Source organism: Pseudomonas sp. PDM10 (genome assembly GCF_014852295.1).
Classification (GTDB): Bacteria; Pseudomonadota; Gammaproteobacteria; order Pseudomonadales; family Pseudomonadaceae; genus Aquipseudomonas.
The window spans coordinates 485414-505657 of record NZ_JACVBJ010000002.1 but is presented as its reverse complement, the minus strand read 5'-3'; the positions used below and the strand labels follow the sequence as shown (position 1 = coordinate 505657).

16 protein-coding genes are annotated in these 20244 nt (G+C 60.5%); 13 read left to right on the top strand and 3 right to left on the bottom strand.

Annotation, left to right across the window (positions count from 1 at the left end):
• The first annotated feature begins 373 nt into the window (after positions 1 to 373).
• The gene (locus IB252_RS08860; protein WP_192408234.1) at positions 374 to 1558 is read left to right on the top strand and encodes a serine hydrolase domain-containing protein; all 1185 of its coding nucleotides are present in this window, start codon (positions 374 to 376) and stop codon (positions 1556 to 1558) included.
• A gap of 202 nt (positions 1559 to 1760) precedes the next feature.
• Positions 1761 to 2588 carry a transporter gene (locus IB252_RS08855; protein WP_318652715.1) on the top strand — a complete coding sequence of 276 codons (828 nt, stop codon included), beginning with the start codon at positions 1761 to 1763 and terminating at the stop codon, positions 2586 to 2588.
• Positions 2589 to 2665: 77 nt separating this feature from the next.
• Here IB252_RS08855 and IB252_RS08850 read toward each other — a convergent pair whose 3' ends face one another.
• Both IB252_RS08850 and IB252_RS08845 read right to left on the bottom strand, forming a co-directional pair.
• Positions 2666 to 3694 carry an AraC family transcriptional regulator gene (locus IB252_RS08850; protein ID WP_192408232.1) on the bottom strand — a complete coding sequence of 343 codons (1029 nt, stop codon included), beginning with the start codon at positions 3692 to 3694 and terminating at the stop codon, positions 2666 to 2668.
• A 53-nt stretch (positions 3695 to 3747) separates the two neighbouring features.
• Positions 3748 to 4698: a LysR family transcriptional regulator gene (locus IB252_RS08845; RefSeq protein WP_207250588.1), complete on the bottom strand. Its 951-nt coding sequence runs from the start codon at positions 4696 to 4698 to the stop codon at positions 3748 to 3750.
• Positions 4699 to 5093: 395 nt separating this feature from the next.
• Between IB252_RS08845 and IB252_RS08840 the strand changes: the two genes are divergently transcribed.
• From IB252_RS08840 to IB252_RS08790, 11 genes are all read left to right on the top strand, one after another.
• Positions 5094 to 5423 (top strand): DUF485 domain-containing protein, encoded by a 330-nt coding sequence (locus IB252_RS08840; protein ID WP_111449570.1) that lies wholly within the window; start codon positions 5094 to 5096, stop codon positions 5421 to 5423.
• A complete protein-coding gene (locus IB252_RS08835) occupies positions 5420 to 7069 on the top strand; it encodes a cation acetate symporter (protein ID WP_192408231.1) in 1650 nt (549 codons plus the stop codon). Before IB252_RS08840 ends, IB252_RS08835 begins: the two co-directional genes overlap by 4 nt.
• A gap of 168 nt (positions 7070 to 7237) precedes the next feature.
• Positions 7238 to 8488 (top strand): OprD family porin, encoded by a 1251-nt coding sequence (locus IB252_RS08830; protein WP_192408230.1) that lies wholly within the window; start codon positions 7238 to 7240, stop codon positions 8486 to 8488.
• Positions 8489 to 8843: 355 nt separating this feature from the next.
• Positions 8844 to 10547, top strand: a complete 1704-nt coding sequence (locus IB252_RS08825) for an AMP-binding protein (RefSeq protein WP_192408229.1) — start codon at positions 8844 to 8846, stop codon at positions 10545 to 10547.
• Between the two features lie 103 nt (positions 10548 to 10650).
• Positions 10651 to 12159, top strand: a complete 1509-nt coding sequence (locus IB252_RS08820; RefSeq protein ID WP_192408228.1) for a CoA-acylating methylmalonate-semialdehyde dehydrogenase — start codon at positions 10651 to 10653, stop codon at positions 12157 to 12159.
• Positions 12160 to 12204: 45 nt separating this feature from the next.
• The gene (locus tag IB252_RS08815; protein ID WP_192408227.1) at positions 12205 to 12978 is read left to right on the top strand and encodes an enoyl-CoA hydratase; all 774 of its coding nucleotides are present in this window, start codon (positions 12205 to 12207) and stop codon (positions 12976 to 12978) included.
• Positions 12979 to 13003: 25 nt separating this feature from the next.
• Positions 13004 to 13900 (top strand): 3-hydroxyisobutyrate dehydrogenase, encoded by an 897-nt coding sequence (gene mmsB, locus IB252_RS08810; protein WP_008066845.1) that lies wholly within the window; start codon positions 13004 to 13006, stop codon positions 13898 to 13900.
• Positions 13897 to 14985 carry an enoyl-CoA hydratase/isomerase family protein gene (locus tag IB252_RS08805; protein ID WP_192408226.1) on the top strand — a complete coding sequence of 363 codons (1089 nt, stop codon included), beginning with the start codon at positions 13897 to 13899 and terminating at the stop codon, positions 14983 to 14985. Before mmsB ends, IB252_RS08805 begins: the two co-directional genes overlap by 4 nt.
• 18 nt (positions 14986 to 15003) lie before the next feature.
• Complete coding sequence (locus tag IB252_RS08800) at positions 15004 to 16155, top strand: acyl-CoA dehydrogenase family protein (protein ID WP_192408225.1); 1152 nt, start codon at positions 15004 to 15006, stop codon at positions 16153 to 16155.
• A 69-nt stretch (positions 16156 to 16224) separates the two neighbouring features.
• Positions 16225 to 17853 carry a methyl-accepting chemotaxis protein gene (locus IB252_RS08795; RefSeq protein ID WP_192408224.1) on the top strand — a complete coding sequence of 543 codons (1629 nt, stop codon included), beginning with the start codon at positions 16225 to 16227 and terminating at the stop codon, positions 17851 to 17853.
• On the top strand, positions 17850 to 18491 hold the full coding sequence (locus IB252_RS08790) for a TetR/AcrR family transcriptional regulator (protein WP_192408223.1): 642 nt from the start codon (positions 17850 to 17852) through the stop codon (positions 18489 to 18491). Before IB252_RS08795 ends, IB252_RS08790 begins: the two co-directional genes overlap by 4 nt.
• A 306-nt stretch (positions 18492 to 18797) precedes the next feature.
• Here the strand turns inward: IB252_RS08790 and IB252_RS08785 are convergent, their stop codons facing one another.
• Positions 18798 to 19733 (bottom strand): helix-turn-helix domain-containing protein, encoded by a 936-nt coding sequence (locus tag IB252_RS08785; RefSeq protein ID WP_192408222.1) that lies wholly within the window; start codon positions 19731 to 19733, stop codon positions 18798 to 18800.
• Positions 19734 to 20244: the final 511 nt, after the last annotated feature.

Here is a 20244-nt window from a genome sequence, read left to right as displayed (position 1 = left end):
CAGGCACAACTGGAGCGAATGGCATAGATGCGTTCGCCATTGCGTTCCAACCTTCAACCCTGATACCGAGTCCAAATGAACTCAGTAGTACGACAGGCTTTGCAACTGAGTCTGTTGTACTTCCCTATCAGTCGTTATGGGTTGCCGGTGCTTGTCGGAAACTGTCTATCAAGCCCACCTGCGCGGCACTTAAATAACTGCCTGATTCCGACACCCTCTGCCGGCAGCCGACAGACGCTTTAATTTTATCTTCTTACTCTCCACTGACCGACGTTCATCGCTTCACGTCGGTCCAGTCAGTCCTGCCACTGCACACCCCGCCATAGGCTCTAGCCGAGCGGACTATGGGTCGGGTGTAAGGAGAATAAGAATAATGAATCCAGTGTTTACATCATCACTCAACCACTTGCTCGATACCGTCACCGCTGGACCGCAGCGCGTCCCAGGCGTAGTCGCAGCAATAACCGGGCGCGACGGTTTGCTCTACGAAGGTGCTTCAGGTCAACGGACGCTCGGTCAAGCCGGTGCAATGACGACCGACAGTGTTTTCGCCATGTTTTCGACGACTAAAGCGATAACCGCCACGGCGGTGCTTCAGTTGGTCGAGGACGGCCTACTGGATCTCGATGCGCCTGCCAGGAACTATGTGCCGATGATCGGCGAACTCAAGGTGCTCGAAGGGTTTGACACCGACGGCACCCCGCGGCTTCGCGCGCCCAAAAAACACATCACCACGCGGATGCTTCTGCTTCATACAGCAGGTCTGGGTTATGAATTCTTTAACGAAAACTACAACAGGCTAGTCCAGGAAGGACGCCAACCCAGCATCATCAGTGGATCGTTGGCGGCACTCATGACGCCCTTGCTGTTTGAGCCTGGTGAACAGTGGGAATACGGTTCCAGCATGGATTGGGCCGGTCTGGTGGTCGAGGCCATTACCGGCAAACGTCTGGGTGAAGTCATGCAACAACGTATTTTTGAGCCGCTGGGCATGACCGATACCGCCTTTAGCATGACCGCATCGATGCTCCAGCGACGGGCTGGAATGCATCAGCGTGAAGAAGATGGATCGCTGACCGCAGTCGAGGGTTCCCTCCTTCCAGAGGAACCAGAAGTGCACATGGGAGGCCATGGTCTGTTCTCGACAGTGAAGGATTATTGCCTGTTCATCCGGGCCTGGTTAAACGATGGACAAGGTGATCACGGACCCATTCTGAAGCCTGAGACGATTCGTTTCGCTGAAAAAAACGGGCTCGACAACCTGAAAATAAAAGCACTTCCCTGCGTGATTCCGAGTATTTCCCACACGGCGGAATTCTTCCCCGGCATGCCAAAGTCATGGGCGTTGAGTTTCATGATCAACGAACAAGACGCACCCACCGGCCGTCCTGCGGGCTCTTTGGCGTGGGCTGGATTGGCCAATCTTTTCTATTGGATCGATCGCAAGAATGGCATCGGTGGTTTTTGGGCCACTCAAATATTGCCCTTCGTAGACCCTGTTTCGACCAACGGTTATCTGGATTTCGAAACGGCGGCCTACCGCAATCTGACCATCTGAATCCGGACCTGATTCGATTCGCATGAGAGCCCTCCAAGGGCTCCAGGCGATGGCGCAAGAAAACTATCCCCTTCTCCGAAAACAACAAAAACAAAACAGGTGACTCATGGAGATCTCCACACGTACCCCTGCGCGCGCTCGATCCACAGAATGCGCATTTGGCACGTCAACAATCAGTGCCGGCCTCCTGTTGGCGACTCTGGTGGGCAACGCCGAAGCCGTCGATGTGGACGCCGGCGAATACGCCGCTGCGCTTCCAGCCGGCAGCAATATCGGCTTGCTTTACCTCCAGCATGCCGAACGGCGGTCGCTTTACGGTAACGGTCACAAGGTTGCGATCAAAGCGGGACTCGACTCGGATATCGGCATATTGCGCGTCGCGAATTACCAGCAGTTGGGTGACTACACAATCAATACGCAGTTCCTGTTGCCATTCGGACGCCTGGAAGGAACACGCGATAACGACTCGTTGGGACAAACCAATGGCGTGGGCGACTTGGTCCTGGCGTCCACCCTCTGGCTCGTGAATGATCCGGCGAAGAACCAATATTGGGGTATAGCGCCCTACCTGTTCGTGCCGACCGGCAACTATGATCGAAACGATGCACTCAACCTAGGCGAAAATCGTTGGAAGATGACGTTGCAGACAGGCTATGTGACCGGCCTCACTGAAAAGTTGTCGCTGGACCTCACCGCCGATGTAACCCTGTTTGGCAAAAATGATGACCTCACGAGTCAAGGCCTGACGTTGCGACAGAAGCCTCTATGGCAAGCCCAGACCTACCTGAGATACGCCGTGACACCCAAGCTGTCGGTGCATGTCGGCGCGTCTCAACTCTGGGGTGGTGAGACGCGCGTTGACGGTCAGGATCAGAACGATGAACCCAACACCAGCAAGTACCGTGTCGGGGGATCGTACTGGATGACCCCGACGTTCCAGGCCCTGCTCAATTACGGCCAGGACGTATCGGTCGACAACGGTTTCAAGGAAAAGCAGCGGGTAAACCTACGGCTGTTGTGGGTGTTCTGACCTAGCAAGAGGTTGGCTTCCTGGGCACCGAGAGTGAGTTAGACGTCACTCTCGGTGCCCTTTCCTGCCTCGCATCGCTAGCGCAGTCGGCGCTGCAAGGTTTGGGAGGGTAATTCACTGAAACGCTTGCGATAGATTCCCGCAAATTCACCCAGGTTTAGATAACCCCACCGAAAGGCGATGGTGGAAACAGTCGTACCCGACTCCGGATCCGTTGCCAATAAATCGCGGCGCACACCCTGCAACCGCTGCTCGCGCAAGAACGCGCCGGGCGTCATGCCGCGAAAACGCGAGAAGGCTCCACTCAATGCCCGCACACTGGTCCCGACGGCACTGGCAACCTCTGTCATCGTCGGCAGGTTCGCTGCGTTGGCACTCATGAACTCTTCAGCGGCCCTGACATAACGCGGTGCAATCCGGTTCATTGGACTATTGAAATCAAGCCCTGCTTGCTCGGCGCGGCCAGCCCACTCTCGCAATAGATGAACGCAAAGACTTTGCTCCAGATGAGCCCCCAGACGTCCTTCAGCCATGTGTTCGGAAGCCTCGGCCACGCAACGAATCGTGTACTCCAGCAGGCTTAGCCAGCTCGAACCGACTCCGCCGATGACGCACTTGTGTCTCCAGAACTGATCATCGGGCACGAACCCAAACCACTGCTGCGCCATCCGTTCCAAAACCGCATGAGGAATGGTCAGATTCAGTTGCAGGTGATCCGGGTCGAGGTCGATCCGGTAATCGACACGACTGCAATTGGCAATGAAGGATTCACCTACTGCCGTATCCTCGGTGACCGAACGTTGAGCCCAGTGCCGGGCATTGCCGCGAACGGTCGTAAGCAGTAACGCATTCCCCGCCTCGGGCGAAAATTCATCGACGCTCACGGCGACTCCATAGGCAAAACGAGTCAGCGTCAACTCGCCAATCCTGGACGAATGCATGGTTGCGTGCGGCTTGATGGCATGCCCGATGGGGGCCACACGATAGGGCATGTAAACGCGATCCGACCAGTCGCTGATTTCATCCCACTCGGTTGAAAAGATTTTGTGTTGCTGGCGTAGCGGCTTGCCGCTGACATCGGTTAACAACGCATGGTCGAGACGCATGGAGACACCTGTTTTTATTATTTTAGGGTGAACCGCTGATCAGAGTAGCAACCTCAGGGCGATGGCAAGTAGGCCATCGCTTGCGACTCGCCCATCAGCAGCGGGCGATTGAGATCCGCGCAGGCGCGCAGGTAGTCGGCTACCAAAGTAATCCGCTTGAGCTTGCGCAGGTCCTCGCTGTAGTACATCCAGAACTGTCGAGTGACCTCCACCTGATCCGGTAGCACTTCGCACAGGCGCGGGTCGGGACCGGCGAGGAAGCAGGGCAGGATGGCCAGCGCGCGCCCTTCCAGCGCCGCATGGTACTGGGAAACTACGCTGGTGCTGCGCAGGCGGCTGTGCGCGCCGGGCAGCAGGTCGTTCAGGTAGAGCAGCTTGAAGCTGAAGGCCAGATCCTCGACATAGGTCACGAATGGGTGACCGGCCAGGTCCTCGCGGCTGGCAATCGGCGAATGATTGGCCAGGTACTCCGGTGTCGCATACAGACGCAGACGGTAGTCGCACAGCCGCGAGCACACGTACGGACCGCGCTCAGGCCGCTCCAGGGTGATGGCGATGTCTGCCTCGCGCCGTGACAGATTGACGAAGTGCGGGACCGGCAGGATGTCTACGGAGATATGCGGATAGTGGATGATGAAGTGGCTCATCTGCGTGGTGACGAAACAGGAGCCGAAAGCTTCGGTACAGCCGATACGCAGGTGCCCGGCGAGCCCCCCGGTGGTTCCGGAAACCTGCTCGCAGGCTGCCAGCAGCGTACTTTCCAGAGTTTCGGCGTGACTGACCAGGCGCTGCCCCTCGATAGTCATGACGAAACCCGACGCTCGGGACTTCTCGAAAAGCAGTGCGCCAAGGCTTTGCTCAAGGGCGCGGATGCGCCGCGACACCGTGGTGTAGTCCACCCCCAAACGGCGCGCTGCGCCACTCGCGGTGCGTGCACGGGCGACCTCGAGAAAGAAACGCATATCGTCCCAATTCACGTGACTTTGCGTTGTGCTTTTTTGCATATTCATCAGGCTTTTCTGCCAATACATATTGGAAATTAGCCAACATATACTCGCATTCAGCCTGGTTTGACCAGCATCGTTTCTCAACCGGAAAAGCCCCGATTTCAACCAGGGCTAACGGCATGAATGCAGGGTAAAAAACACTGCTTTCAAGCCGAAAACAGGCGGCTGCGCGACAGCGCAATCACTGCCACCATCGCGCCCGCCGAGGGCTAATACGGCGGGTTTCCTGTCGGCGCCACACCTGCCATTTCAACCCTTGCCTCCGGAAGATCGCCAGGGCAGCAACGACTCCAGCAGCATTCAGGTGACGCTCCGCTTCGGGACGTCGCCCGGGTACCCGTACGCCCCTCAAAAGGCCGGAAAACAACAACAATTAAAAGCGGAGCCTCACTATGACGATTGATCATCCGAACCACGCCCAGACCTGCGCCCAGGTCAGGGCCAATCCCAAGTTCCAGCGACTCACCCGCCAGCGCGCGTTCCTGGCTTGGTCACTGAGCGGCGCAGTCCTGGCTGTCTATTACAGTTTCATCATGGTAGTGGCCTTCGCACCTGCCTGGTTGCACCTGCCACTGTACGACGGCAGTCACCTCAGCCTCGGCATGCCGGTCGGCGTGGCAATTATCCTGCTGTCCTGGCTACTTACCGCCTGGTACGTGAACACCGCCAACACCCGCTTTGACGCGCTCAGCGCGCAGATCCTCCAGGAGACCCGCGCATGAAACGCCTACTCGCCCTTCTCGCCCTCAGCCCCCTATTGGCTAACGCCGCACCCATCACCGCGGAGAAGCAACCGCTCAATGTGCATGCCATCGGCATGTTCTTCATCTTCGTCCTCGCCACTTTGCTGATCACTTGGTGGGCGTCCCGTCGCACGCGCTCCGCTGCCGACTTCTACAGTGCCGGCGGCGGTATCACGGGCTTTCAGAATGGCCTGGCGATCGCCGGTGACTACATGTCGGCGGCCACTTTGCTGGGCCTCTCGAGCCTGGTGTTCGCCAAGGGCTATGACGGCTTCATCTATATCATTGGCTTCTTCGTCGGCTGGCCCATCGTCACCTTCCTGATGGCCGAGCGCCTGCGCAATCTGGGCCGCTATACATTCGCCGACATCGTCTCCTTCCGCCTGGATCAGACTCGCGTGCGCAGCTTCGCCGCCCTCGGTTCGCTGACGGTGGTGTGTTGCTACCTGGTGGTGCAGATGGTCGGTGCTGGCCAGTTGATCAAGCTGCTGTTCGGCCTCGACTATCGCACGGCGGTGGTGGTGGTTGGCCTGCTGATGCTGGTCTACGTGATCTTCGGCGGCATGCTCGCCACCACATGGGTGCAGATCACCAAGGCGGTCCTGCTGCTGGCCGGCGGCACGACCCTGATGCTGATGGCCCTGAGCCGTTTCGGCTTCAGCTTCGAGACGCTGGCCGCCCAAGCCGTGGCGGTGCATGCCAGCGGCGTGCAGATTATGGGCCCGGGCACCTTGCTGGCCGACCCGATCAACGCGGTGTCACTGTCCCTCGGACTGGTCTTCGGCATCGCCGGCCTGCCGCACATTCTGATGCGCTTCTTCACCGTGCCCAATGCAAAGGAAGCGCGCAAATCGGTGCTATTCGCCACGGTGTTCATCGGCTTCTTCTTCCTGGTGGTCTGCATCCTGGGCTACACCGCCATCGTCATCGTCGGCACAGACCCGCAGTACTATGTCGACGGCAAGCTCGGCGGCGCCATGATCGGCGGCGGCAATATGGTTGCCATGCATCTGGCTAAAGCGGTGGGCGGCAACCTGTTTCTCGGATTCCTCTCCGCCGTGGCTTTCGCCACCATTCTCGCCGTCGTGTCCGGTCTGGCCCTGGCGGGTGCCTCGGCCATCTCACATGACCTTTATGCTTCGGTATTGAAGAAGGGCCGCGCCGACGAGAAAAAGGAAATGCGCGTGTCGCGCATTGCCACCGTCTGCCTGGGCATCGTTGCGATTTCCCTTGGCATTCTGTTCGAGGGCCAGAACATCGCCTTCCTGGTCGGCCTGACGTTCGGCATCGCTGCCTCGGCGAATTTCCCGGTACTGATCATGTCCATGTACTGGGGCGGCCTGACCACCCGCGGCGCCCTTTATGGCGGCCTGACCGGCCTGATCAGCGCACTGGCCCTGGTGGTCTGCTCACCGTCAGTGTGGGTCGGCGTATTGGGCCATGCCCAGGCAATCTTCCCCTACGACCAACCGGCGCTGTTCTCCATGCCTTTGGCCTTCCTGGTCATCGTGGTGGCGTCCAAACTGGACCGTAGCGAGCGCGCCGACCGCGAGCGCGCTGCCTATGCCGATCAGTTCGTCCGCGCCCAGACTGGCCTGGGCGCTGCAATGGCCAGTAGTCACTAACGCTGCAGCTTTCCGGGGTCTATGCCCCGAGCGCGAGTTCGCCCCTTAGCGTCGCGTTTTTTTACTCCCGCCCTGCGCCGCCCGGCGCAGGGCACCTCCAACGAGTCTTCCCTCCACCGGCCCCGGCCAGTGCGGGAACGGCTTGCTTATAACAACAAGAGGCAAGCAATGAAACCTACCCTTTTCACCCTGCTCCTGGCCGGCAGCAGCGTTGCCACCCAGGTCCACGCGGACTTCCTCGCAGACAGCAAGGCCAGCCTTGAGCTGCGCAACTTTTACTTCAACCGCGACTATCGCCAGGACAACGCCGCCCAATCCAAACAAGAGGAATGGGCCCAGGGTTTCCTGCTGCGCTATGAATCGGGCTTCACCGAAGGGTTGATCGGTGTCGGCTTCGATGCCATCGGCCTGCTCGGCGTCAAGCTCGATTCCAGCCCGGATCGCGCAGGCTCCGGCCTGCTCAAACGCCACCGCGACACGAGCAAAGGTGCGCAGGACGAGTACGGCGAACTGGGCCTGACCGCCAAAGTGCGTGCCTCGAAAAGCACGCTGAAACTCGGCACGCTGCTGCCGAAACTGCCGACGGTATTGGCCAACGACTCACGGCTGTTGCCACAAACCTTCAAGGGCGGTCAGTTGACCTCGCTGGAGCTCGAAGGCCTGACCCTGGATGCCGGGCGACTGACGCAGGTCAATCAGCGCGACTCCTCGGACTACGAGGACATGGGCATCACCCGCACCGGCGCCAAGGGCATCACCAGCCGTCATCTCGACAGCGACAGCTTCGATTTCGCCAGCCTGAACTACAAATGGACCAGCAACCTCGCCACCGGCTACAGCTACGGCCATCTCGACAATTTCTACAGCCAGCATTTGGTCAACCTGACCTATGTGTTGCCGGTGACGACGGGCCAGTCGCTGAAGACGGATCTACGCTTCGCCCGCTCCACGGATGATGGCGGCAGCAATGTCGATAACAACGCCATCGGCGCAATGTTCACCTACAACCTTGGCGGGCATGCGTTGGGCCTGGGTTATCAAGGCATGAGCGGCGACACCGGCTACGCCTACGTCAACGGCACCGATGCCTTTTTGGTGAACTTCGTGCAGATCGGCGACTTCGCCAGTAAGGACGAAAAGTCCTGGCAGGCGCGCTACGACTACAACTTTGCGGCCATTGGCGTTCCGGGCCTGACCTTCATGACCCGCTACCTCACCGGCGACAATATCGATCTGGGCGGCAATCGTCCGGAAGGCAAGGAATGGGAACGGGATACCGACATTGGTTATGTCGTGCAGAGCGGACCGTTGAAGAATGTCGGGCTGAAGTGGCGTAACGCGACGGTGCGCTCGACCAATTTCGGCAGCGATCTGGATGAAAACCGCCTGATCCTCAGCTATACCCTGGCGCTCTGGTAAATCCCCCCGCCAGACGGGGGGCCGCTCGCATCGCCTGAGAGTGCGAGTGGCCCCCCAATCCAACGCGCCACCTCTATGATTTTTTTGCACAACGCACCGGTTTTTATGAGCATTTTTAATTGATTTTTGCATGCATATACTGGGCTCAAGCGCCTGGTCATGAACCGCGCCAGACCCAACAAAAACAAACAAGGGCATACACCGTGAAGACATCCATGCTTGCCGCCGTCTCCCCGCTCTCAGGTACCTGCACGCGTCTCGTACGCATTGCTGCCCGCAGCGAAGCTCCCTTCGCCGCCTGACCATCCCGTACCTGTACCCGCGCCGATCGTCACCACGATCGATGGAGACTCCAATGAACAGCAACTGCCAACCGTTCCTCGCCGCTCGAGACTTCCTGCTGGCCCACCGTACCGACTACGCCACTGCCGTGCGTGACTTCCGCTGGCCGCAACTGAACGAGTTCAACTGGGCACTGGATTACTTCGATGCCATGGCCGAGGGCAACCAGGCCAACGCCCTGTGGATCGTCGAAGAAGACGGCAGCGAACAGCGCTACAGCTTCCAGCAATTGGCCTCGCGCTCCAATCAGGTGGCCAACCACTTGCGTGCCCTTGGCGTGCGCCGTGGCGAACGCATCCTGCTGATGCTCGGCAACGACGTCGCCCTGTGGGAAACCATGCTGGCTGCCTTCAAAATCGGCGCCGTGGTCATTCCCGCCACCGCCCTGTTGACCCCGGATGACCTGCGCGACCGCATCGAGCGCGGCCAGGTTCGCCACCTGGTGGTCGGCAATGCCCATGTCGACAAGTTCGTCGGCCTGGGTGAAGGCTGCAGTCGCATCTGCGTCGGTCCGGCCCCCGCCGACTGGACCCCATACAGCGCCGCCAGCGAATATTCCGAGCGGTTCGAAGTCGAGGGCCTCACCCTGGCCACTGACCCGATGCTGCTGTACTTCACATCCGGCACCACCTCCAAACCGAAGATGGTGCTGCACAGTCACCAGAGCTACCCGGTCGGCCACCTGTCGACCATGTATTGGATCGGCCTGCAGCCGGGTGACCTGCACTTGAACATCTCGTCACCGGGCTGGGCCAAACATGCCTGGAGCTGCCTCTTCGCACCGTGGAACGCCGGCGCCTGCATCTTCATCCACAACGTCGCGCGCTTCAGCGCTCCGGCCCTGCTCGGCGCGCTGGAGCGCTACGGTGTCACCAGCCTGTGCGCCCCACCCACCGTCTGGCGCATGCTGATCCAGGAAGACCTGGCCAGTTACAAGGAGCGCTTGAAACTGCGTGAACTGGTGGGCGCCGGTGAACCGCTCAACCCGGAGATCATCGAGCAGATCCTGCATGCCTGGGACTTGCCGCTGCGTGATGGTTTCGGTCAGTCGGAAACCACCGCTCTGGTCGGTAACACACCCGGCCAACTGCTCAAACCCGGCTCCATGGGCCGTCCGCTGCCGGGCTACAGGGTGACCATGCTTGACCCCGACGGCGTACCCGGCAACGAGGGAGAAGTAGCCCTGCCGCTGGACGTGCGTCCGCTCGGCCTAATGTTGTGCTACGAGGACAGCCCGGAAAAAACCGCCGAAGTGATGCGCGACGGTTACTACCGCACCGGCGATACCGCACAGATCGATGAAGAGGGCTACATCACCTTCGTCGGCCGTGCCGATGACGTGTTCAAGGCTTCCGACTACCGCATCAGCCCTTTCGAACTGGAAAGCGCGCTGATCGAACACCCGGCGGTGATGGAAGTGGCCGTGGTGCCGAGCCCTGATCCGGTGCGCCTGGCAGTGCCCAAGGCCTATCTGATCCTGGCCCATGACGCTCCGGGCAGCTACGAACTCGCCGCCAACATCCTCGCCTTCGCCCGCGAGCACCTGGCGCCCTACAAGCGGGTGCGACGTATCGAATTCGTCAGCGAACTGCCCAAGACCATCTCCGGCAAGATCCGCCGGGTAGAACTGCGGCAAATGGAAGTGCAGCGCCGCCAGAGCGATGCACGAGGCCCGCAGGAATACTTCGAAGAAGACTTCCCGCACCTCAAGGGCTGAAACCTGGGCCGGTAAGCCGGCCATTCTGAATTCAAACGCGACCGCTCGGCCAACCAGGCCGAGGGGCCTCACTCGACTCAAAGAAAGTAGACAGGACCCGAAAATGACCTCCTCCAGCATTCCTAGCGTCAAGCTTCTCATCAACGGCGAATTCGTCGAATCGCGTAGCACTCAGTGGCGCGACGTGATCAACCCGGCTACCCAGGAAGTCCTGGCCCGCGTGCCCTTCGCCACCGCCGAAGAAATGAACGCCGCCGTGGCCAGCGCCAAGGAAGCCTTCAAGACCTGGCGCAAGACTCCGATCGGTGCCCGCTCCCGGATCTTCTTCAAATACCAGCAACTGATCCGCGAAAACATCAAGGAACTGGCCGCCCTGCTCACCGCTGAACAGGGCAAAACCCTGCCGGATGCCGAAGGTGATGTGTTCCGCGGTCTGGAGGTGGTCGAGCACGCCGCCTCCATTGGCAATCTGCAGATGGGTGAGTTGGCCAACAACGTCGCCAATGGCGTCGACACCTACACCTTGATGCAGCCGCTGGGCGTGTGCGCCGGCATCACCCCGTTCAACTTCCCGGCGATGATCCCGTTGTGGATGTTCCCGATGGCCATCGCCACCGGCAACACCTTCATCCTCAAGCCGTCCGAGCAAGATCCGCTGGTGACCATGCGCCTGGTCGAACTGGCCCTGGAGGCCGGTGTACCGAAGGGAGTGCTCAACGTCATCCACGGTGGCGTCGACGCGGTGAACCTGATCTGCGACCACCCGGACATCAAGGCCGTGTCCTTCGTCGGTTCGACCAAGGTCGGCACACACGTCTACAACCGCGCTACCCAGAACGGCAAACGCGCACAGTGCATGATGGGCGCGAAGAACCACGCCATCGTCCTGCCCGATGCCAACAAGCAGCAGACGTTGAACAACCTGCTGGGCGCCTCCTTCGGCGCCGCCGGTCAGCGCTGCATGGCCCTGCCGGTGGTCATTCTGGTGGGTGAAGCGCAGACCTGGTTGCCGGACCTGATCGAGCGGACCAAAACCCTCAAGATCAATGGCGGCACCGAACCTGGCACCGACATCGGCCCTGTGATCTCCTGCGCGGCTCTGGATCGCGTCAACAGCCTGATCGCCAGCGGCATCGAAGAAGGCGCCAGGCTCGAACTGGATGGACGCAACCCAAGTGTGCCTGGCTACCAGGACGGCAACTTCGTCGGCCCGACCATCTTCTCCGGCGTCACTGCACAAATGTCCGTGTACCGCGAAGAAATCTTCGGCCCGGTGCTGTGCGTCATGCACGCCGCCAGCCTGAGCGAAGCGATCGAGATCATCAACGCCAACCCGAATGGCAACGGTACTGCCCTGTTCACCCGCTCCGGCGCTGCGGCCCGTCACTTCCAGGAAGAAATCGACGTCGGCCAGGTAGGCATCAACGTGCCGATCCCGGTACCGGTCCCGCTGTTCTCGTTCTCCGGCTCGCGCGCCTCCAAACTCGGTGACCTGGGCCCCTACGGCAAACAAGTGGTGACCTTCTACACCCAGACCAAGACGGTCACCCAGCGCTGGTTCGACGAGGATGACACCGGCGGCTCGGTGAACACCACCATCACCCTTAAATGATCTCTTCCGGCCGGCGCCCAGCGTCGGCCGGCCAGGAGCTGAACGATGGAATACCAGACACTAACGGTTGATGTGCAACAGCGCGTTGGCCTGATTACGCTCAACCGGCCGCAGGCGCTCAACGCGCTGAACAGTCAGTTGATCGCCGAGCTGAACCTGGCTCTGCACCGCCTGGAGGCCGACCCCGAAGTCGGCTGCATGGTCATCACCGGATCGACCAAGGCCTTTGCCGCCGGCGCTGACATCAAAGAGATGGCCGCGCTGGGTTATCCGCAGATCTACCTGGATGATTTCTTCGCCGCCGCCGACCGCATTGGCGCCCGGCGCAAGCCAATGATTGCCGCAGTAGCCGGTTATGCCTTGGGTGGCGGCTGCGAGTTGGCGCTGATGTGCGACTTCATCTACGCCGCCGATAACGCCCGCTTCGGTCTTCCGGAACTGAACCTGGGAGTGATTCCCGGGATCGGTGGCACCCAGCGCCTGAGCCGCGCCGTTGGCAAGTCCAAAGCCATGGAGCTGTGCCTGACTGGCCGCCAGCTCGGCGCCGAGGAAGCTGAGCGCGCCAACCTGGTGGCCCGTGTTTTCCCCGTCGCGGAGTTGCTGGATCGGACCCTGGAAGTCGCCCGCGGCATTGCCGGCAAGTCGCTGCCGGCGGCCATGATGATCAAGGAATGCGTCAACCGCGCTGAAGAAATAAGCCTCAGCGAAGGCATACGTTTCGAGCGCCGGCTGTTCCATTCGCTGTTTGCCGGCCACGACCAAAAGGAAGGCATGCAAGCCTTCGTCGAAAAGCGCGTGCCGAATTTCCTGCACCGCTGATCCCCACTCGCAAAAGGTAGTCATCATGCATATCGGATTTCTCGGCCTCGGCAACATGGGCGGCCCAATGGCCCGCAACCTGCTCAAGGCTGGACACAGCCTGACCGTTTTCGATCCTTTCCCGCAGGCGGTCGCCGCCCTGGTGGAGGCCGGTGCCAGCGCCGCTGACTCACCCGCCGCTGTGGCCAAAGCCAAGGTTGAGGTGATCATCACCATGTTGCCGACCGCCGACCATGTGAAGCAGGTCTATCGCGGCAAGGAAGGCCTGTTGGCCAATATTGGCCAGGGCGTGCTGTTGATCGACAGTTCGACCATTGACCCGCTCAGTGCCCGCGAAGTGGCCAAATTCGCCCTTGCCCAAGGCAACCCGATGCTCGACGCGCCGGTATCCGGCGGCACCGGTGGCGCGACGGCAGGCACCCTGACCTTTATGGTCGGCGGCCCGGTCAGCGTATTCGACCAGGCCCTGCCAATCCTCTCGGCCATGGGCAGGAACATCGTGCACTGCGGCGCAGCAGGTAACGGCCAAGTGGCCAAGATCGCCAACAACATGCTGCTCGGCATCTCCATGGTCGGCGTCGCCGAGGCCATGGCCCTGGGTGTGGCCCTGGGCATGGACGCCAAGGTGCTGGCCGGTGTCATCGGCACCTCCACCGGTCGCTGCTGGAGCTCGGAGATCAACAATCCGTTCCCGGGCGTGCTGGAAAACGCTCCGGCCTCGCGTGGTTACAGTGGCGGCTTTGGTACCGACCTGATGCTCAAGGACCTCGGCCTCGCCACCGAAGCAGCGAAACATGTGCGTCAGCCGGTGGTGCTCGGTGCTGCCGCCCAGCAGCTGTACCAGACCTTCAGCCTGCAAGGTAATGGCGGTCTGGACTTCTCCGCCATCATCAAACTGTTTCGTGGAGAAGCAAAAGCATGAGCGAGCAGCAAGCCCCGGTGCTGGCCAGTGTGCGCAACCGCATCGGCCACCTGACGCTGAATCGACCAAGCGCGTTGAACACCCTGGACCTGCCCATGGTGACACTGTTGTGCCGGTACCTTTGGGTCTGGGAACAGGACCCGGAGATCGTCGCCGTGACCCTTCGTGGCGCCGGGGAAAAAGCCTTCTGTGCCGGTGGCGACATCCGCATGCTGTACGACAGTCACAAGGCCGGCGACAACCTGCACGAGCTGTTTCTCGAGGAAGAGTACGCCCTGGATGAGTACCTGCATGGCTATTCCAAACCGGTGCTTGCGCTGCTCGATGGTTTCGTCCTCGGCGGCGGCATGGGCCTGGCCCAGGCCGCCTCGTTACGGGTGATCAACGAGCGCACGCGGATGGGTATGCCGGAAGTCGGCATCGGCTTTTTCCCCGATGTCGGCGGCAGCTATTTCCTGCCGCGCCTTCCGGGTGAGCTGGGTATCTATCTGGGGGTCACAGGCTGCCAGGTACGTGCCGCCGATGCCCTCTATGCCAACCTGGCTGACTACTGCCTGCCCAGTGAGCAACTGGCCGAACTGGATGCCGCGCTGGATCAGTTGAACTGGACCGGTGCGCCGGACCAAGACCTGCAAGACCTGCTCGGCGGCATGGCCACCGAGCGTATAGCGGGGGCGGAGCTCAAGGCCTATCGCCAGGTGATCGATGAATATTTCGCCCTGCCCGATGTGCCGGCCATACGCACCGCCCTGCAGCGCGAGCAGCGTCCTGAGTTACGCGACTGGGCCGAACAAACGGTCAAGCTGCTCGACAGCCGCTCGCCTCTGGCGATGGCCGTGACCCTGGAGTTGCTGCGCCGCGGCCGTTACCTGAGCCTGGCCGACTGCTTTGCCCTGGAATTGCACCTGGACTATCAGTGGTTCGACAAAGGCGATCTGATGGAGGGCGTGCGCGCCTTGATCATCGACAAGGACAAAACTCCGCGCTGGAACCCGCCAACCCTGGCGGAACTGGCACCACCGCGGGTGCAATCCTTTTTCAGCGGCTTCCGCCCGGCCTCCGCCAACCCTCTTCGCACCGCCTGATCGGCAGGAGACACTGCAATGCACGATATCGAATTGACCGAAGAACAACGCATGATCCGCGACATGGCGCGCGACTTTGCCCGCAGCGAAGTCGGCCCGCATGCCCAAGCCTGGGAGAAGGCCGGCTGGATCGATGACGCCGTGGTGGCGCAGATGGGTGAACTGGGCCTGCTGGGCATGGTAGTGCCGGACACTTGGGGTGGCAGCTACACCGACTATGTGGCCTACGCCCTGGCCGTGGAGGAAATCTCGGCTGGCGACGGTGCCCTCGGCGCATTGATGAGCATCCACAATTCAGTGGGCTGTGGCCCCCTGCTGAAATATGGCAGCCCGACTCAGCAAGACGACTGGTTGCCGCTTCTAGCCAGCGGCCAGGCCATAGGCTGCTTCTGCTTGACTGAGCCGCAGGCCGGCACCGAAGCACACAACCTGCGCACCCGCGCCGAACTGCATGATGGGCAGTGGCTGCTCAACGGTGCCAAGCAGTTCGTCAGTAACGGCGAGCGCGCCAAGCTGGCCATCGTTTTCGCCGTCACCGATCCGGAACGGGGCAAGAAGGGGCTGTCGGCCTTCCTGGTACCGACCGACAACCCTGGTTTCGTGGTTGACCGCCGTGAGCACAAAATGGGGATCAAGGCCTCGGATACCTGCGCGGTGACCCTGAACAACTGCACGATCCCCGAGGCGAACCTGTTGGGCGAACGCGGCAAGGGCCTGGCCATTGCCCTGTCCAACCTGGAAGGTGGTCGCATTGGTATCGCCGCCCAGGCCTTGGGCATCGCCCGCGCCGCTTTCGAGGCCGCGCTGGGGTATGCCCGCGAACGGGTCCAATTCGGCAAGCCGATCATCGAACACCAAAGCGTATCCAACTTGCTCGCCGATATGCACACCCGGCTCAATGCCACCCGACTGCTGGTGCTGCATGCCGCACGCCTGAAAAGCGCCGGGCAACCGTGTCTGTCAGAAGCCTCGCAGGCCAAGCTGTTCGCCTCGGAAATGGCCGAGCGCGTGTGCTCCAACGCCATGCAAATCCATGGCGGCTACGGCTACCTGGAGGATTACCCGGTGGAGCGTTACTACCGCGATGCACGCATCACCCAGATCTACGAAGGCACCAGCGAGGTCCAACGCCTGTTGATCGCCCGCGAGCTGGCCCACTACGCGCTCTGAGTCCCCCCGTCCGGATGCGCCCGCCGCGTCCGGCCGCCCACTTTTCTGCCCCTCCTTGTGGAGTTGCCCATGCCCCGCTTGCGCAATATTCCCATCAACCGCCGACTGTGGTTGATCCTGCTGACGTCCATCCTGATGCTGCTGACTCTCGCCGGCATGATGCTCAAGCAGAACTATGACAACCTCTATGCAGCCAAGGCGCTGAAAACCCGTCACGTGGTCGAGACGGCCAGCGGCATCCTGCGCCACTTCCAAAACCAGGAAGAACACGGGCTCAGTCGGGAACAGGCGCAGCAGCAGGCTATCGCGGTAATACGCGATCTGCGCTATGACCACGGGGAGTACTTCTGGCTCGAAGACCTCGATACGCGCATGATCCTGCATCCCAATGCCAAGCTTGAAGGCAAGCGCATGGCTGGCACCCTCGACCCTGATGGCAAGGCGCTCTTTGACGAGATGGTTGCCGTGGCGAAACGCGACGGCTCAGGCCTGGTGAGTTACCGCTGGCCCAAGCCGGGTTCCGAAGCGCCGGTGGAGAAGGTTTCCTACGTCGAACTGTTCAAGCCCTGGGGCTGGATCGTCGGCTCGGGTATCTACATTGACGACGTGCAAGTCGAGTTCCGCCGCCAGCTGGTACACACCTTCGTCATCCTGATAATGATCACCCTGCTCCTCAGCTCGCTGATCCTGCTGATTGCCCGCAGCATCGCCTCACCACTGGCGCAAGCGGTCGATGCCATGCAGAACATCGCCAGCGGCGATGCCGACCTGACCCGCAACCTGGACAGCCGCTGGCGCGACGAGCTGACTGCCCTCAACGGCCACTTCAACGTATTCACCAACAAGCTACGCACTGTGATCGGCCAATCTATGCAGACCGCCGGCAGCCTGGACCAAGCCTCGCAATCACTCGCTGAGATTGCCAGCGATAGCCAGCGCCACAGCCAGCAACAGTCCCAGCAGATGGAACTGGTGGCCACCGCCATCCATGAGGTTTCTTACGCCGTGCAGGAAGTGGCGAAGAACGCCGAACACGCCGCCAACGAAGTACGCCAGGCCGATGAGCAGGCACGCCAGGGCCAGCACAATATTGACAACAGCCTGAGCCAGATCGACCAGTTGTCCGAGACCATCGGCCAGGCTGTCGAGGTGATCCAGAGCCTGGCCCAGGAAAGCACCCAGATCGGCAGTGTGCTGGAAGTCATTCGCGCCATCGCCGAGCAGACCAACCTGTTGGCGCTGAATGCCGCCATTGAGGCGGCGCGCGCTGGCGAACAGGGCCGCGGCTTCGCCGTGGTAGCAGACGAAGTGCGCCTGCTGGCCCAGCGCACTCAGCAGTCCATCGCGCAGATCCAAGGCATGATCGAGCGCCTGCAGGGCAACTCGAAAGCGGCGGTGAAGGTCATCAATACCAGCAGCCAAGCCGCTCAACAAACCGTCGAACAGGCCCGCCGAACCGGTGAAAGCCTGCACCAGATTCTCAGCGCACTGCGCAATCTCACCGAACTGAACGCCTCGATCGCCAGCGCCACCCTGGAGCAGTCCCATGTGGTCGAGGACATCAACCAGAATGTCACCCGTGCAGCTTCGCTGGCCCACGAAAATGCCCAGGCAGCAGGCCGGTCCAACGAGGCCAGCCAGGAACTGGGCCAACTGGCGGGTCAGCTGAATCGGCTGTTGGGGCAGTTTCGGGTATGAAGGTGATGGCGGTACCTGTCGAACAAGGGCACCACTCGCGCTACCTGGAAACCCGCCACAAGGCACTCGAGCTGTTCGCCAGGTGTGGCTTCAGCCGGGTAAGCATGCGCGACCTCGCCACTTATCTGGGGATCAATGTCGGCTCCATTTACAACCACATCGATAGCAAGGAAGCACTGCTGTTCGAGCTGATCGAGGAACTCTACGAACAGTTGCTTCACGGCGCCAGCCTGGTGAATCGCCGCAAATCCGCACCGGCGGTACGACTGCACGGCCTGCTTGAGGCGCACCTCCTGCTACACGAGCGCATGGGGGCGCATTTCCGCCTGGCAGAGTACGACCTCCATTGCCTGAGCAGCGAACAGCATGCCTTGATCCTGACCCTGCGCCGACGCTACGAGGAGCACCTGGTGGAAACTATAGAGCAGCTCACCGGTAAACCGACCAGTGCCACCCGGCGTGCCACCTTGAGCGGCATCGTGTCCCTCCTCAACCAACTGCCAGCCTGGGTTGGGGAGCCCCACGCAAGCAAGGGAGTACGCCGCAAGCTGCTGCATGACATGGTGATGAGTACCCTTAAGGGTGCGTTGCAGGCGACTCATACCTCAGGCTCTGAACTCTCGTCAAAGCCGGGCTAATGGCCGGACGCTGAACATAAATCTCATGCACAAAAAAACGCCACTCATTGAGTGCAATGCTGTTCACTTAAGCGCGGCGTCCACATTTGTGGCGAGGGGATTTAGCGAAACGTCGCACCGCCCCGTTGGGCTGCGAAGCGGCCCCAGCGTCTTTTCAGACAGACTAAGTTGCCTGGATTACGACTGCTTCGCAGCCGATACGGGGATAAATCCCCTCGCCACAGGTTCTAGCTCGACTGAAGAATGTCTTAAGTGAACAGAATTACACTCATTGAGTGGCGTTTTTTGTGAATCCTGGAGCCTTTCTCAAGTTCTGCGCAGGAGCGTATGAGGAGCCACACCAAAGGCCTTGCGAAAAGCATGACTGTAATGGGAAAAATCGGAGAATCCAAAATCCAGTGCAGCTTGAGAAATGCTGCGTACCTGGCCGCGTTCTATTGCCTCGCGACTGGCGATCAGGCGTTCTTTCCAGATCTCTGCAACCGGCGTTTTCTGGTAACGGGCGAACGCGCGAGTGACGGTTCGCGTGGACACATAATGCACTTGAGCGATGCGTTCGATCGACAGGTCCGGATCGGTCAGATTCTGCTGGATGTAGTTCATGATCCGACCGTAAAGATCCAGCTCCTCATGGGTCGTCTTCAAGTCCTGGAGTTCCAGGCTGATCGCCAGGAGGTCAAGCAAGGTGTTGGAAAACCGGCTGGATAGCCCCTCGTCTTGAAAGCTCGCAGGAATGCTCGCCGCTTGATGCAACATCTCGCGCAATGGAATCACCCCTGGACGGCGATCGTCCAGAACCACGGCGGTGCAACCTGCTACGCCCGGCAACCGCTGGCTGAGCAACTGTCGCGGAATGCGGACCAAGTGGTTTTCGGTACCACCCAGGCTGAATCGGAACGTCTGGGATGCGTCATAAAGAAACAAATTGTCTGCCGCCAGCGTCGCCCTGCGTCCTGCCTGCTCCAATTCACCATAGCCACGCCGGGTGAAACCGAGCCATAGATCTTCATCAGGACCACTGCGCAAATGCTGGGAGGAGCGCTCCCAAAAATGCAGTGGAGAGGACAACGTGCAGATGTCCAGCGGCCCCATGCCGTGCACCTCCAACGCCCCGTTGAAATCGCTCTGCGCCAACGGTTTGCTGTCGGCCACGAGGCAGTGACGGCACACCACTTCTTTCCAGTAATCAAAGCGACGTGGAGCCGCAACGGCAAGGGTTGAATACTGATTGCTTTGACTCATGGCATTCACCTCACGGCGGCGGCTGGACAACAACGGTGACGGTAACGTTGGTTCCCTGTTTAGCAAATAGCAGGCCACTCCCCTTTCGGGCTGCCAACGATTCAGACAGTTGCATATCCGAATCCCGCTGACACCTGACACTGATTACACCTGCCCGATATCGATGCACACACTCGCCTGCTGACGAAGCGTGCGCACCAATTCAACGCATCGTAATCCTGTTTTCAGGGCCTGTCCTTTCTAGCCAAACGGTTGTCCGTACGAGCCAAGCGTACCGTGCCGTCCCCGCCTAACTTCTACCCCACACCGTGCCCCTCCCACCACAACTGATGAGGTGTCCCATGCAACTGCCAGAGCAGCAGCGACAGTCCGATTCATCCTGGCTTTTGCAGAGGCGCGACCTGGCACCTGAAGAGTTCGCCACCTACCTGTTAGAGCTGGGGACTCTGGTGCTGCTGCGTCGACTGGGTGCGCCCACCGCCCGACAGCCTCGCCCTTCGAAACGTTGAAC

What these genes read in the sequence shown, in the direction of transcription:
- IB252_RS08805 (WP_192408226.1), top strand. Translation starts at nt 13,897, where the DNA reads ATGAGCGAGCAGCAAGCCCCGGTGCTGGCCAGTGTGCGCAACCGCATC.
- IB252_RS08840 (WP_111449570.1), top strand. Translation starts at nt 5,094, where the DNA reads ATGACGATTGATCATCCGAACCACGCCCAGACCTGCGCCCAGGTCAGG.
- IB252_RS08795 (WP_192408224.1), top strand. Translation starts at nt 16,225, where the DNA reads ATGCCCCGCTTGCGCAATATTCCCATCAACCGCCGACTGTGGTTGATC.
- IB252_RS08850 (WP_192408232.1), bottom strand. Translation starts at nt 3,694, where the DNA reads ATGCGTCTCGACCATGCGTTGTTAACCGATGTCAGCGGCAAGCCGCTA.
- IB252_RS08815 (WP_192408227.1), top strand. Translation starts at nt 12,205, where the DNA reads ATGGAATACCAGACACTAACGGTTGATGTGCAACAGCGCGTTGGCCTG.
- mmsB (WP_008066845.1), top strand. Translation starts at nt 13,004, where the DNA reads ATGCATATCGGATTTCTCGGCCTCGGCAACATGGGCGGCCCAATGGCC.
- IB252_RS08820 (WP_192408228.1), top strand. Translation starts at nt 10,651, where the DNA reads ATGACCTCCTCCAGCATTCCTAGCGTCAAGCTTCTCATCAACGGCGAA.
- IB252_RS08800 (WP_192408225.1), top strand. Translation starts at nt 15,004, where the DNA reads ATGCACGATATCGAATTGACCGAAGAACAACGCATGATCCGCGACATG.
- IB252_RS08845 (WP_207250588.1), bottom strand. Translation starts at nt 4,698, where the DNA reads ATGCAAAAAAGCACAACGCAAAGTCACGTGAATTGGGACGATATGCGT.
- IB252_RS08835 (WP_192408231.1), top strand. Translation starts at nt 5,420, where the DNA reads ATGAAACGCCTACTCGCCCTTCTCGCCCTCAGCCCCCTATTGGCTAAC.
- IB252_RS08825 (WP_192408229.1), top strand. Translation starts at nt 8,844, where the DNA reads ATGAACAGCAACTGCCAACCGTTCCTCGCCGCTCGAGACTTCCTGCTG.
- IB252_RS08860 (WP_192408234.1), top strand. Translation starts at nt 374, where the DNA reads ATGAATCCAGTGTTTACATCATCACTCAACCACTTGCTCGATACCGTC.
- IB252_RS08785 (WP_192408222.1), bottom strand. Translation starts at nt 19,733, where the DNA reads ATGAGTCAAAGCAATCAGTATTCAACCCTTGCCGTTGCGGCTCCACGT.
- IB252_RS08790 (WP_192408223.1), top strand. Translation starts at nt 17,850, where the DNA reads ATGAAGGTGATGGCGGTACCTGTCGAACAAGGGCACCACTCGCGCTAC.
- IB252_RS08830 (WP_192408230.1), top strand. Translation starts at nt 7,238, where the DNA reads ATGAAACCTACCCTTTTCACCCTGCTCCTGGCCGGCAGCAGCGTTGCC.